At 74.4% G+C, this 12913-nt stretch carries 11 protein-coding genes; 7 read left to right on the forward strand and 4 right to left on the reverse strand.

Features of this window, described 5'->3' with window-relative positions; translation table 11 throughout:
* The first annotated feature begins 83 nt into the window (after positions 1 to 83).
* Positions 84 to 2285, forward strand: coding sequence for a glycosyl hydrolase family 95 catalytic domain-containing protein (locus ACWFR1_RS08050; protein WP_453547823.1), 2202 nt, complete (start codon positions 84 to 86; stop codon positions 2283 to 2285).
* Here ACWFR1_RS08050 and ACWFR1_RS08055 read toward each other — a convergent pair.
* The 3 genes from ACWFR1_RS08055 to ACWFR1_RS08065 form a co-directional block, all read right to left on the reverse strand.
* Positions 2275 to 3345 carry a LacI family DNA-binding transcriptional regulator gene (locus ACWFR1_RS08055; RefSeq protein WP_453547825.1) on the reverse strand — a complete coding sequence of 357 codons (1071 nt, stop codon included), beginning with the start codon at positions 3343 to 3345 and terminating at the stop codon, positions 2275 to 2277. The genes ACWFR1_RS08050 and ACWFR1_RS08055 overlap by 11 nt on opposite strands.
* A gap of 166 nt (positions 3346 to 3511) precedes the next feature.
* Complete coding sequence (locus tag ACWFR1_RS08060) at positions 3512 to 4543, reverse strand: zinc-dependent alcohol dehydrogenase (RefSeq protein ID WP_453547829.1); 1032 nt, start codon at positions 4541 to 4543, stop codon at positions 3512 to 3514.
* Positions 4540 to 5694: a mandelate racemase/muconate lactonizing enzyme family protein gene (locus ACWFR1_RS08065; RefSeq protein WP_453547831.1), complete on the reverse strand. Its 1155-nt coding sequence runs from the start codon at positions 5692 to 5694 to the stop codon at positions 4540 to 4542. The genes ACWFR1_RS08060 and ACWFR1_RS08065 overlap by 4 nt, the downstream gene beginning before the upstream one ends.
* A 160-nt stretch (positions 5695 to 5854) precedes the next feature.
* Between ACWFR1_RS08065 and ACWFR1_RS08070 the strand changes: the two genes are divergently transcribed.
* Complete coding sequence (locus tag ACWFR1_RS08070) at positions 5855 to 6640, forward strand: IclR family transcriptional regulator (protein WP_453547833.1); 786 nt, start codon at positions 5855 to 5857, stop codon at positions 6638 to 6640.
* A gap of 22 nt (positions 6641 to 6662) precedes the next feature.
* Here the strand turns inward: ACWFR1_RS08070 and ACWFR1_RS08075 are convergent, their stop codons facing one another.
* A complete protein-coding gene (locus ACWFR1_RS08075) occupies positions 6663 to 7940 on the reverse strand; it encodes an ROK family protein (protein WP_453547835.1) in 1278 nt (425 codons plus the stop codon).
* A 130-nt stretch (positions 7941 to 8070) separates the two neighbouring features.
* Between ACWFR1_RS08075 and ACWFR1_RS08080 the strand changes: the two genes are divergently transcribed.
* The 5 genes from ACWFR1_RS08080 (at position 8071) to dgoD (ending at position 12818) form a co-directional block, all read left to right on the forward strand.
* Positions 8071 to 8976, forward strand: a complete 906-nt coding sequence (locus tag ACWFR1_RS08080; RefSeq protein ID WP_453547837.1) for an SMP-30/gluconolactonase/LRE family protein — start codon at positions 8071 to 8073, stop codon at positions 8974 to 8976.
* A 239-nt stretch (positions 8977 to 9215) separates the two neighbouring features.
* Complete coding sequence (locus tag ACWFR1_RS08085) at positions 9216 to 9881, forward strand: bifunctional 4-hydroxy-2-oxoglutarate aldolase/2-dehydro-3-deoxy-phosphogluconate aldolase (RefSeq protein WP_453547840.1); 666 nt, start codon at positions 9216 to 9218, stop codon at positions 9879 to 9881.
* Positions 9878 to 10861 carry a sugar kinase gene (locus ACWFR1_RS08090; RefSeq protein WP_453547842.1) on the forward strand — a complete coding sequence of 328 codons (984 nt, stop codon included), beginning with the start codon at positions 9878 to 9880 and terminating at the stop codon, positions 10859 to 10861. Before ACWFR1_RS08085 ends, ACWFR1_RS08090 begins: the two co-directional genes overlap by 4 nt.
* Before the next feature lie 62 nt (positions 10862 to 10923).
* Positions 10924 to 11676, forward strand: coding sequence for an SDR family NAD(P)-dependent oxidoreductase (locus ACWFR1_RS08095; protein ID WP_453547844.1), 753 nt, complete (start codon positions 10924 to 10926; stop codon positions 11674 to 11676).
* Complete coding sequence (gene dgoD, locus ACWFR1_RS08100) at positions 11673 to 12818, forward strand: galactonate dehydratase (protein WP_453547846.1); 1146 nt, start codon at positions 11673 to 11675, stop codon at positions 12816 to 12818. The genes ACWFR1_RS08095 and dgoD overlap by 4 nt, the downstream gene beginning before the upstream one ends.
* Positions 12819 to 12913: the final 95 nt, after the last annotated feature.

The following is a 12913-nucleotide window of genomic DNA, read 5'->3' on the forward strand; positions in this document are numbered from 1 at the left end:
CCCACATGGAGAGACCGCCCCATGCCTCCCAGCCTCGACGACGTCCGACCCATCCCCGGTGCCGCGCCGGAGGAGGAGCGCCCGTGATCCACGGCACCTGGGAGCCCGCGCCCGCCGCCCGCTGGGAGGACGCCTTCCTGACCGGGAACGGCCGGCACGGCGCGCTCGTTTTCGGCGACCCCGACGACGACCGGGTGATCGTCACCCACCACACCCTCGTACGGCCGAACAACGCCCCCGCCGACACCGCACCGCCCCGGCTCGCCGCCGCGCTTCCCGCCCTCCAGGACGCCCTGCTCGCCGGGGACACGACCGCCGCCGAACGCTTCACCGACGATCGGCCGCTGCGCTGGGTCCGGCCCTTCCACCCCGCGTTCCGGACCCGCGTCCGGCGCGCATCCGTCACCCCGGCCCCGGCCACGCGCCGGTCCGTCGACTTCACCACCGGGGTCGTCACCGGCGTGTGCGGGGAGCGGCGCGGCGAGGTCTTCGTCTCGCGCGCCGACGACGTCCTCGTCCAGTACGTCTCCGCACCGGGCCCGGTGGTCGAGATCGACCTCGACCACCGGCTGCCCGGCGTGCCCGCCGCCCTCGTGACGGGACGCGGCATCGCCACCGGCCGCCGCGAGACCGTCCTCACCCTGCGGGCCCGCTACCCGGACAGCCCCCGCGGCTACACGGGCCTCACCCTCCTCCTCAGCGACGCCGGGCGCACCACGGTCACGGCCTCGGGCGTACGGATCGAAGGCGCCCGGCAGCTGCTCCTGCTCACCCGGGTACGGCGGGACGAGGAGGGCAGCGAGACGAACACGTCCCGGGAGACCCGGCCCCTGCGCGCCCTCGCCGGTACCGGCGACGACCTCGCCGCCACGTACGCCCGTCTCCTCGCCCGGCACACCGCGCTCCACGGCCCCGCCTACGCACGCGTCGCCCTCGACCTCGGCGCCGACGCGACCGACCGGTCCCTCCCCGGCTCCGCCCTCCTCGCCCGCCCCGACAGCACCGCCCTCCTGGAACGCCTCTTCGCCGCGGGCCGCTACCACCTGCTCTCCTCCTCCGGCCTTCTGCCGCCCCGGCTCACCGGACTGTGGACCGGCGACTGGGACACCGCCTGGTCGGGGGCGTTCACCACCAACGCCAACCTCAACCTCCAGACCGCCTCCGCGGTCGCCGCCGACCTGCCCGAGGTGACCGAGGCCCACAGGGCCCTCGTCAAAGGCCAGTTGGCGGACTGGCGGGACAACGCCCGGGAGATCTTCGGCACCCGGGGCGTCGTCGCCCCCACCCACACGGACGGCACCTCGGGGCACACGTACCACTTCAGCCGCGAGTACCCCCTTCACCTGTGGACCGCCGGAGCCGACTGGCTGCTCGTCCCGCTCCTCGCGCACGAGGAGGCGAGTGGTCGCCGCGACCCGCTCGTCACCGAGGTCCTCGGTGAACTCGCCGCCTTCTACGAGGACTTCCTCACCCACACTGGGCCCGGCGGCCGGATCGTGATCGTCCCCTCCTACTCCCCGGAGAACCGCCCCCGCGGCGGAAGCCGGGGCGCGATCGACGCCACCATGGACATCGCCGCCGCCCGGCACGCCCTGCGCACCGCCGCCGACCGTGCCCCGGACCCGGACGCCACCCGGCTCCGGGCGCTCGCCGACCGGCTCCCGCCGTACCGGGTCAACGACGAAGGGGCGCTGGCCGAATGGGCCCGTCCCGGCCTCGGCGACCGCTACGACCACCGGCACCTCAGTCACCTCTACCCCGTCTGGCCGCTGGAGGAGATCAACCCGCACGACACTCCCGACCTCGCCCGGGCGGCTCACCGCGCACTCGAACTCCGGGGCAGCGAGAACGAATCGGCCCACGGTCATCTCCATCGCGGCCTGATCGCCGCCCGGTTGGGGGACGCTACCCGGACCGAGGAGGCACTGGCCCGCGTTCTCACGGGGGACTACTTCCACGACTCCCTCATGAGCGCGCACTATCCGGCCCGCGACGTCTACAACGCGGATGCCGCGCACACCCTGCCCGCTCTTCTGATCGAAGCCCTCGTGCAGTCGACACCCGGGCGGCTCGTGCTCCTGCCCGCGCCGCCCGCCCGCTGCCCGCGCGGCCGGCTCACGGGCGTCCGGACCCGGTTCGGCGCGCGAGTCGACCTGGAGTGGTCACCGGGGGAGTGCCACGCGGTCGTCCGTCCTGACCGGGACGCGGAGATCGAGCTGAGGTCGCCGGCCGGGGCGACCCGGCTCGTCCTGCGCGCGGGTGAGGAGCGGGTCGTCAGCTCCTGACCGCCCGCGCCGGCGGGGGGCCGGAGCTGTCCCTGACCGTCAGGACCGGCGGGGGGCCGGAGCTGTCCCTGACCGTCAGGACCGGGGTGAGCAGCTCGACGCCGACGGTCCCGTCACCGCCGGGCCGCCCGGAGAGGACCGTGATCAGCCGCTCCACCGCCCGGCGGCCCAGCTCCTGCGCGGGGATCGACACCGAGGTGAGCGCCACCGAGGCCTGCGCGGCGATCGGCTCCGGGCAGACGGCGGCCACCGACACGTCCTCCGGCACGGCCCGGCCCGAGCGCCGCAGCAGCGCGAGCAGCGGTTCGACGGCCGTCTCGTTCTGTACGACGAAGGCGCTGACCCCGGGCCGCTCGTCGAAGATCCGGGCGAGGATCCCCGCGACCGCGTCATGACCCCCCTCGCAGGGCCGGTGCAGCAGCCCGACGCCGAGCTCGGACGCCCGGTCCCGCAGGCCGCGCAGGGTCCGCTCGGCGAAGCCGGTGTGCCGGGCGTAGACGCCGGGGGCCTCCCCGATCACGGCGATCTCCCGGTGCCCGAGCCCGGCGAGATGCTCCACGCAGAGCGCCCCGGCCGCCGTGAAGTCCAGGTCGACACAGTCCAGCCCGGCGGGGTCGGCGGGCAGCCCGACCAGGACGGCGGGCGGTCCCGCCGCACGCAGCACCGGCAGCCGCTCGTCGTCGAGCTGGACGTCCATGAGGATCACCGCCTCGGCCAGACCGCTGCCGGTGACCCGGCGCAGCGCCGAGGGGCCCTCCTCGCCGGTGAGCAGCAGCACGTCGTAGCCGTGCGCCCGGGCGCCGGTGGCGACGGCGACCGCGATCTCCAGCATCACCGGCACGTACATGTCGGTCCGCAGGGGCACCATCAGCGCGATGATCCGTGACCGGCTGCTGGCCAACGCCCGTGCCCCGGCGTGGGGTTGGTAGCCGAGCTGTTCGATGCTGGCCCGCACCCGCCGCCGGATCGGGTCGGAGATGGGACGCTTGCCGCTGAGCACATAGCTGACCGTGCTCGCCGACACACCGGCGTGCCGGGCGACCTCGACAAGGGTGACCATCCTTCTCCCGCGGCCCGTGGCTGTGGTGAAACGCTTCGACGGGCATCGGTAAGTGATCGTTTCGACGGCCCAGCGCGACCGTAACCCGCCCTTGACAGCGTGTCCAGAGCCGAGGAGTCAGAGATCGAAGCGCTTCGACTTGCGGAGGCAGGGCGGGGTGAGGTGCTCAGGGGAGCAGGAGGACCTTGCCGGTCCCCGGGGCGCTGCCGCCCACCAGCGCGAGCGCCTCGCCGAACCGCTCCAGCGGGAACGTGTGGGTGACGAGCGGCGCCGGGTCGAGCAGTCCGGCCGAGAAGGCGCGCACCGCGTCCGCCCAGGCGGCGGAGGAGGCGCCGAAGACGGAGCGGAGTTCCAGCTGGCTCACCGACAGATGGACCGGGTCGATGCCGGTGGCGCCCGCCGTGAACATCCCCGTCAGCACCACCCGGCCGCCCCGCCGCGCCAGCAGGCAGGAGGAGGCGGCCGTGGTGGGCGCCCCGGCGGTCTCCACGACCAGGTCGTAGCGCCCGGACACACCCTCCGCCTCCTCGGGGGAGAGGGCCCGGCCGGCGCCGAACGTGAGGGCCCGCGCGGCCCGTTCCGTACGGGGGTCGAGGACGGCGAGCTCGGCGGGGGAGGAGGCGGCGAGCCACTGGACGGCGAGCAGACCGAGCGTCCCGGCGCCGACGACGGCGACCCGCTCGCCCGGGCGCGGCCGCCCGCAGCGTACCGCCGCGGCGACGACGGCGGCGGGTTCGAGGAGGGCGGCCGCCCGCAGGTCCACGCCGTGGGGGAGCGGGTGCAGCAGGCGCGCGGGGATCACCAGGTGGTCGGCGAAGGCACCCGGCTCGGTGAAGCCGGTCTCCGCGTACCCGCTGGTGCAGAGGCTGGTCTCCCCGCACCGGCACCGCTCGCACGACCCGCAGGACCGGAAGCCCTCGGCGACGCACGGGCGGCCCACGAGCGCGGGGTCGACCCCGGCGCCGACGGCCTCCACCGTGCCGGACCACTCGTGTCCGGGGATCACCGGGTAGCGGACGTATCCCGGGGCGCGGTGGCCGTCGTACAGCTCGCGGTCGCTCAGGCAGATCCCGGCGGCGGCGACCCGCACCCGGACCTCGCCCGGTCCGGGCTCCGGCAACTCCCTCGCGATGAGCCGGTGCTGTCCGGGCGTTTCGACGACGATCGCACGGCTGGGGCGAGGTCGTCCGTCACTCACCGGGGCTTCCTCTTCTCCCAGCCCTCGGCCCACAGGTCGAAGCGGGCGCGCTGCTGCGGGAATTCGGCCGCCGCGTCCACGTCCAGCTCGACGCCGAGGCCCGGCGCGTGCGAGACCGTGAAGCAGCCGGTCGCCGGGTCGACCTCCGGGGCCCCGCGCACCACGTTCTTGATCTCGGCGTCCGCGAAGTCGTTGAAGTGCTCCAGGACCTTGAAGTTCGGGGTGCAGGCGGCGAGCTGGAGGGAGGCGGCGGTGAGGACGGATCCCCCGACGTTGTGCGGGGCGACCAGCACGTAGTGGGTCTCGGCGGTCGCGGCGAGCTTCCTCGCCTCCAGGATGCCGCCGATGTGCCCGACGTCCGGCTGGACGATGTCGGCGGCCTGCGACTCGAAGAGCTCCCGGAACTCGATCCGGTCGTGGATCCGCTCCCCGGTCGCGATCGGCAGGTCGACCTTGTCGGCCACCTTCCGCAGTGCCTTGAGGTTCTCCGGCGGCACCGGCTCCTCCAGCCACGCGGGCCGGAACGGTGCCAGTTCACGGGCGAGCCGGACCGCCGTCGACGGGGAGAAGCGGCCGTGCATCTCCACCATCAGCTCGGTGTCCGGGCCGATCGCGTCCCGCACGGCCTCGATGAGGGAGACCGCGTACCGCGAACGCTCGGCGTCCAGCTCGAACCGGCCGTTGCCGAACGGGTCGATCTTCAGCGCCCGGTAGCCACGGGCCACGACCTCACGGGCCGCCGCGTGGTAGGCCTCCGGGGTGCGCTCGGTGGTGTACCAGCCGTTCGCGTACGCCGGCACCCGGTCCGTCACCTGCCCGCCGAGCAGCTGCCACACGGGCACGCCGAGCGCCTTGCCCTTGATGTCCCAGCAGGCCATCTCCACGACGGCGATCCCCGACATCACGATCTCCCCGGCCCGCCCGAAGTCCCCGTACTTCATGCGGCGTACGAGATCCTCGACCGCGAACGGGTCGGAGCCGGTCAGGTGGTTGGCCTCCGCCTCACGGAGATAGCCGATCAGGGCGTCGGTGTGCCCCAGCATCCGGGTCTCGCCGACGCCGGTCAGGCCCTCGTCGGTGTGGACCAGGACGTAGGTCAGATCGCGCCAGGGCGTTCCGACGACATGCGTGGTGATTCCCGTGATGCGCACGGTGGTTGCTCCCGGGGGCGCTGGCGTGATGTTCGAGATGTCGAATACTGTTCGGTGGACCGGCGCGACCGTAGGCAGCGGCCCGCCGAGGTGTCAATGGGAGCGCGTCCATACGGACGCCGACCGGAATCGTGAACCAGCGGAAGTAGGGGTGGGCCTCGTGGGACGACTCGTTCCGGCGGTGACCAGGGCGTTCGACATAATGGAGCTCTTCCTGGAGGGCGAAGCGACACTGTCCGCACCCGAGATCACCCGGAGGCTCCAGCTGCCGCGCACGACCACGCACGAGCTGGTCGCCACCCTGACCGCCCGCAACTACCTCGTCCCGGTGCCGGAACAGCCCGGCCGCTACCGGCTCGGCGTCCGCACGTACCAGCTCGGCAGCCGGTACGCGGAACAGCTCGACCTCGCGGCCGAGGGCCACCAGGTCGCCCGCGAGGTCGCCGACACCTGCGGCGAGACCGTCCATGTGGCCCTCCTGGAGGACATGGACGTCATCTACATCGCCAAGGTCGACTCCACGCACGCGGTACGGATGGTCTCCGCGACCGGCCGCCGGCTCCCCGCCCACTGCACCGCCGTCGGCAAGATGCTCCTCGCCTCCCTGCCCGCGGCCGAGCTGGAGGAACGCCTCGAAGCGCGCCTCGAAGAGGGGCCGTTGGAGACCATGACGGCGAACAGCCTCAGTGACCCGGACGTGCTGCGGGCCGCGCTCGCCGAGATCCGGATCCTCGGTGTCGCCGTCGAAGTCCAGGAGTCCAACCCGGACGTCAGCTGCGTCGCCGCGCCCGTACGGGACCGGTCCGGCCGGGTCGTCGCGGCGCTGTCCGTCTCGGTCCCGGTCCACCGCTGGAGCGAGGACCGGGAGAACGCGCTCACCGCCCTCGCCACGCGGGGCGCCGACGACCTCTCGGAGCGCCTGGGGCACCGGGGCGCGCGCCGCTGAGCCACGGCGCGCGCCGGCCCTGTCAGGCCTCCGCATCGGAGGACCCGGCGCGGCGGCCGTCGCGGCGCTCCCGGGGCTGACGCATCCGGCTGACCGGCCCGAAGACCTCCCGGTCGTTGAGGAAGCCCTCCAGGGCGAAGGTGGCCGCCCCCCGGGTCACCGCGTTGTGCGGGACCGCGCTGCGCCGCAGCGTCGCGGCCCGGTGCGGCAGCGGCAGCGCGTGCCGCGTCACCGCCTCGTACGTGGCGGCCAGCAGCGGCTCCCCGAGCAGGTCGACGACCTGGTTGCCGAGGACGAGCACCCGGGGGTTGAGCAGATTGACCAGATTGGCCACCGCCGCGCCGAGGTAACGCCCGGTCCTGTCGATCACGGCGGTGGCCGCCGGATCCCGCTCCGCCGCCGCGCGCGCCAGGGCCGCCACCGTGACCGCGTCGTCCGTGCCCGCCGCCCGCTCGTCGCCGGGAGCGAGCTCGCGCCAGGTCTGCGCGATCCCCCTGGTGCTCACGTACGCCTCCACACAGCCGCGGTTGCCGCAGGTGCACAGACGGCCGTCCACGGCGAGGCACGTGTGGCCCCACTCGCCCGCGCTGTTGGTGAAGCCCCGGTAGAGCTGTCCGCCGATCGCGATCCCGGCGCCGACACCGGCCCGCAGGGTCAGCACCACCAGGTCGTCCACCTCCCGCCCGGCGCCGAACCACAGCTCGGCGACCGTACTGGCCCGCAGCGGGTTGTCGAGCCACAGGGGCAGCCCGAGGCGCTCGTCGAGCAGGGCGCGCAGGGGCACCTCGTGCCAGGACCAGTACGGCGAGAAGGACGAGACGCCGCCCTCGCGCTCCACCATGCCCGGCACGCTCACCCCCGCACCGAGCACCCGCTCCCGGGGCACCTCCGAGACGCGCAGCAGCTCCTCCACGCAGTCGGCGAGGACGTCGACGACGTCGGCGGGGCGGACGTCGCCCGGCGGGAGCGGGCGCTCGACGGAGTGCCGGACTTCCAGGGCCAGGTCGAAGAGCTCGGCGTGCACCGAGGTCTCGGCGATGTCGACGCCGATCAGCGCGCCCCGCTCGGCGTTGACGGCGAGGCGCGCCCGGGGGCGGCCGCCGCTGGAGTCCTCGTGGCCGGCCTCGACGAGGACACCGGCCTCCAGGAGTTCGGCGGTGAGGTTGGCGACGGTGGCGAAGGAGAGCCCGGTCGCCGCCGCGATGTCCTGGCGGCTCATCGCGCCGGGGCCCGCGTAGACGCGCCGCAGGACCTCGAAGCGGTTGAGGCGTCGGATGTCCTGCGACGTCCGCTTGATCACTCTGCTGCCCTCCGACGATGGATCGCACTCTCGGGGGATCTTATTCGAAGGGTTGGAAGAACTGGCGGCAGGGTTATTTACAACCGTTAGACGAAGCCCTAGTTTTTGAGGGGTCAACCGAGGAGGACAGATGCTGCACCTCAGGGCCGTGCCCTGCTCACCCCTGCCCGGACGCCTCACCGAAGGCCCCCTGTGGGACGACCGGCGTCACGAAGTGCTCTGGGTGGACATCCTGGACGGGCTGGTCCACCGGGCCGGCCTCACCGACGGAGAAGAAGGGCCGGACCTCGCGCCCGTCTCCACGCTCCGTCTCGACCAGCCTGTCGGCGCTGTCGCCCTCTGCGCCTCCGGAGCCCTCCTCGCCGCCGTCGGCACCTCCTTCCTCCGCCTGGATGAGGGCCGCCCGGTCGCCGAGGCCGTCGCACTCGCCGCGCTCGCCCTCCCCGACGACGGCCTGCCGCGCCGTCTGAACGACGCCGCAGTCGACCCCGCCGGCCGGCTCCTCGCCGGAACCATGGCGTACGACGAGAGCCCCGGCGCCGGCGCCCTCTACCGCCTCGACGGCGATGGTCTCCGCACCCTGCTCGACTCCGTCACCATCTCCAACGGCCTCGGCTGGAGCCCCGACGGCAGCCGCCTCTACTACGCCGACAGCCCCACCGGCCGCGTCGACGTCTTCGCCTACGACCCGGAGAGCGGCGCCCTGACCGACCGGCGCCCCTTCGCCGTCCTCGACCGGGGCGTCCCCGACGGGCTCACCGTCGACAGCGAGGGACGGGTCTGGGTCGCCGTCTGGGGCGGCGGCGAAGTCCTCGCCTTCGCGGCAGACGGCACCCTCCACGCACGCGTGCAGGTGCCCGCCTCGCACGTCACGAGCTGCGCCTTCGCCGGCCCCGCGCTCGACGTCCTGATCATCACCACCGCCACTGAGGGCCTCGACGAGGAGCAGGCGCGGGCGGAGCCCGACGCCGGCCGTCTCTTCGTCTGCCGCCCGGGCGCCACCGGCCGGCCCACGCCCCGGTACGCCGACCGCTGACCCGGTGCGCGGGCGGCCTGCCCGCACGCCGACGGCTGCTCCCGCACGCCGACGGCTGCTCCCGTACGCCGGCGGGTGCTCCCGCATGCCGACGGCTGCTTCCGCACGCCACTCCGGACGCCGGCTCACATCCCGTACGCCGACGGCTGCTCCCGTACGCCGCCCCGTACGCCGACCCCCGCCCCGCACGTCGACGGCTGCCCCGTACCCCGCCCCGACCAGCAAGGACGCACCGCGCCATGCCCACCTCGCACGAGACATCCACCCCGAGCGCCGCCCACGAGGGCCTGCGGGCCGCGCTGGCCGCCGCGCCCGTCATCGCGATCCTCCGCTCCTCATCCGCCACCCGGTTCGCCGAGGTCACCGACACGCTACGGGCCTCCGGCGTCCGGGCCGCCGAGTTCACGCTCACCACCCCCGGCGTCCTCCACGCCCTGCGCGAGTACGCCGCCGACGCCCCGCCCGGTCTCGCGCTCGGCGCCGGCACGGTGACCACGCCCGCCGAGGCGCGGGCCGCCGTCGAGGCCGGAGCCACCTACCTCATCACCCCGACCACCTCCACCGAGGTCATCGCCGAGGCCGTCCGGCTCGACGTCCCGGTGCTCCCGGGCGCGTACACCCCCACCGAGATCCTCACCGCCTGGCGCGCGGGCGCGACCATGGTGAAGCTCTTCCCCGCCGCGACCGGTGGACCGGAGTACCTCCGCGCCGTCCGCGCCCCGCTGCCCGACATCCCCCTCGTCCCGACCGGCGGCATCGGCGCCGCCGACGCCCCCGCCTACCTCGCTGCCGGGGCCACCGCGCTCGGCGTCGGCGGTCCCCTCGTCGGGGACGCCTGCGAGGGCGGCTCCCTCGCGGCCCTCGCCGACCGCGCGGCCGCCTTCCTCGACGGGATACGCCGATGACGCCGCCAGGTACGGCCACGCCGGCGCCGGCGCCCGAACTCGTCACCCTCGGCGAGGTCATGGCGGTCGCCGCCGCCACCGCGCCCGGGCCGTTCGCCACGGGAGCGCCCCTGCGCCTCGGCTGGGCGGGCGCCGAGGCGACCGTCGCCATCGGGGTCAGCCGCCTCGGCCACAGCTCCGCCTGGACCGGCCGCGTCGGGGACGACGCGACGGGCGTGATGGTCCTCGCCGGACTCCGCGCCGAGGGCGTCGACGTCTCGGGCGCCCGTACGGACCCGGCGGCCCCCACCGGTCTGATGCTCCGCGAGCGCCGCACCGCCGACCGGCTCCGCGTCACCTACTACCGCGCCGGACTCGCCGGCTCCCGGCTCGCCCCCGAGGACCTGGACGAGGCGCGGATCTCCGGCGCCCGGATCCTCCATGTCACCGGCATCACACCGGCGTTGAGCCCCACGGCCCGTGCCGCCGTCGAGCGCGCCGTCACGGTCGCCCGCGCCGCGGGCGTCACCGTCTCCTTCGACGTCAACCACCGCGCACGCCTCTGGAGCCGCGCCGAGGCCGCCGAGGTGCTCGCCCGCCTCCTCCCGCACGCGGACATCGTCTTCGCCGGACCCGAGGAGGCCTCCCTCTTCGTGCCCGGGGTGTCCGAGGACGAGCCGGAGCGCCTGGCCCGGGCCCTCACCGGGCTCGGCCCGACGCAGGCCGTGCTCAAGCTCGGAGCCGACGGAGCTCTCGCGATCGCCGGCGACACGCTCCACGTCCAGCACGCCGTGCCGGTCACCGCCGTCGACCCCGTCGGCGCGGGCGACGCCTTCGTCTCCGGCTACCTCGCCGCCGTCCTCGACGGCTCCACCGTCCCGGAACGCCTCCGCCTCGCCGCACTCTGCGGAGCCTTCGCGGTGTCCGTCCCCGGCGACTGGGAGGGCCTCCCGCGCCCTGCCGAACTCGGCCTGCTCGCCGCGCGGGACATCAGCCGCTGAGCGTCCCCGAGTCCCGAGCCGTGCCCCGTCTCCGTACCGCTACAGCACAGGAACCCACCACTATGAACCGCTTCTCCGGACAGACCGCCGTCGTCACGGGCGCGGCCTCGGGCATCGGCGCCGCCAGCGCCGCCCGACTCGCCGCCGAGGGCGCCTCGGTCCTGGTCTCCGACATCGCCGACGAGGCGGGCGAGGCCGTCGCCGCCGCGATCCGCGCCGACGGCGGCCGAGCGGCGTACGTACGCTGCGACGTCTCCTCGGAGGACGACTGGACCGCGCTGCGGGAGGAGGCCCACGCCCGCTTCGGCCCGGTCGGCATCCTCCACAGCAACGCCTTCACCCACACCACGGCCGCCGCGCACGAACTGCCCGTCGCGGTCTGGGACCGTGAGATGGCCGTCAACCTCCGGGCCCTCTACCTCGCCACCCGCACCTTCCTCGACGACCTGCGCGCCGAGGGCGGCAGCGTCGTCGCGACCTCCAGCGTCCACGCCGACTTCGGGCTGCCCGGCTACCCCGCCTACGCCGCAGCGAAGGGCGGAATGTGCGCGCTGGTACGGCAGTTCGCCGTCGAGTACGGGCCGGACGTGCGCTTCAACTCCGTGCTGCCCGGCCCGATCCTCACCGACGTGTGGAACGACGTCGACGAGGAGGGCAGGCGGATCTCCGCCGACGCCACCGCGCTCGCCCGGCTCGGCCGCCCCGAGGAGGTGGCGTCCGCCGTCGCCTTCCTCGCCTCCGCCGACGCCACCTACATCACCGGAACGAACCTGGTCGTCGACGGCGGCTGGACCGTGAAGAAGGACTCCAAGTGAAGATCACCTCCCTGCGTACGTACCTCGTCGCCCCCCGCTGGTGCTTCCTGCGCGTCGAGACCGACGAAGGCATCACGGGCTGGGGCGAGCCCGTCGTCGAGGGGCGCGCGCACACCGTCGCCGCGGCCGTCGAGGAGCTCTCCGACTACCTCGTGGGCCGGGACCCGATGAAGATCGAGGACCACTGGCAGGTCCTCACCAAGGGCGGCTTCTACCGCGGCGGCCCGGTCCTCTCCAGCGCCGTCGCCGGCATCGACCAGGCCCTCTGGGACATCACCGGCAAGGCCCTCGGCGTCCCCGTCTGGCAGCTCCTCGGCGGCAACGTCCGCGACCGCGCCCGGGTCTACAGCTGGATCGGCGGCGACCGGCCCGACGAGGTCGCCTCGGAGGCGCTCGCGCGGAAGAACGAGGGCTTCACCGCGATCAAGATGAACGCCTCGGCGCAGCTGCGGCTCATCGACACCCCGGCGGCCGTGCACGGCATCGTCGAGCGCGTCGCCTCCATCCGCGAGGCCGTCGGGGACGACTTCGACATCGCGATCGACTTCCACGGCCGGCTCACCGCGCCCATGGCCCGCCGGGTCCTGCCCCTCCTGGAGCCGTATCTGCCCTTCTTCGTGGAGGAGCCGGTCGTCCCGGAGATGAGCGACCACATCGGCGACATCGTGCGCTCCACCTCCATCCCCATCGCGACGGGCGAACGGCTGTATTCCCGCTGGGACTTCAAGAAGGTCCTCGACCAGGGCATCGCCGTCGCGCAGCCGGACCTCTCGCACGCGGGCGGCATCTCGGAGGTGCGCAGGATCGCCGCGATGGCCGAGGCGTACGACGTCTCCCTCGCCCCGCACTGCCCGCTGGGTCCGATCGCCCTCGCCTCCTGCCTCCAGGTCGGCTTCGCCGCGCCGAACCTGCTGATCCAGGAGCAGAGCCTCGGCATCCACTACAACACCGGCTCCGACCTGCTCGACTACCTCGTCGACCCGTCGGTCTTCCGGTACGAGGACGGGCACGTGGCCCTGCCGGCCGGGCCGGGGCTCGGCATCGAGGTCGACGAGAAGGCCGTCGAGCGGGCGGCCGAGGTCGGGCACCGCTGGCGCAACCCGGCCTGGCGCCGGGACGACGGCTCGCTCGCCGAGTGGTAGGCGGCAGGGCATGACGAGGGGGGGGGGCCCGGGAACGGGCCCCCCCCACCGCCCCGGTGGGGGTTGAACGGGGGTGGGGGCACCACCCCCCCCCC

This window comes from Streptomyces sp. NPDC055103 (assembly GCF_053607625.1).

Excerpts from the sequence above, each read along its gene's own strand:
- ACWFR1_RS08080 (WP_453547837.1), top strand. The coding sequence starts at position 8,071 with ATGCTGCACCTCAGGGCCGTGCCCTGCTCACCCCTGCCCGGACGCCTC.
- ACWFR1_RS08085 (WP_453547840.1), top strand. The coding sequence starts at position 9,216 with ATGCCCACCTCGCACGAGACATCCACCCCGAGCGCCGCCCACGAGGGC.
- ACWFR1_RS08090 (WP_453547842.1), top strand. The coding sequence starts at position 9,878 with ATGACGCCGCCAGGTACGGCCACGCCGGCGCCGGCGCCCGAACTCGTC.
- ACWFR1_RS08055 (WP_453547825.1), bottom strand. The coding sequence starts at position 3,345 with ATGGTCACCCTTGTCGAGGTCGCCCGGCACGCCGGTGTGTCGGCGAGC.
- ACWFR1_RS08095 (WP_453547844.1), top strand. The coding sequence starts at position 10,924 with ATGAACCGCTTCTCCGGACAGACCGCCGTCGTCACGGGCGCGGCCTCG.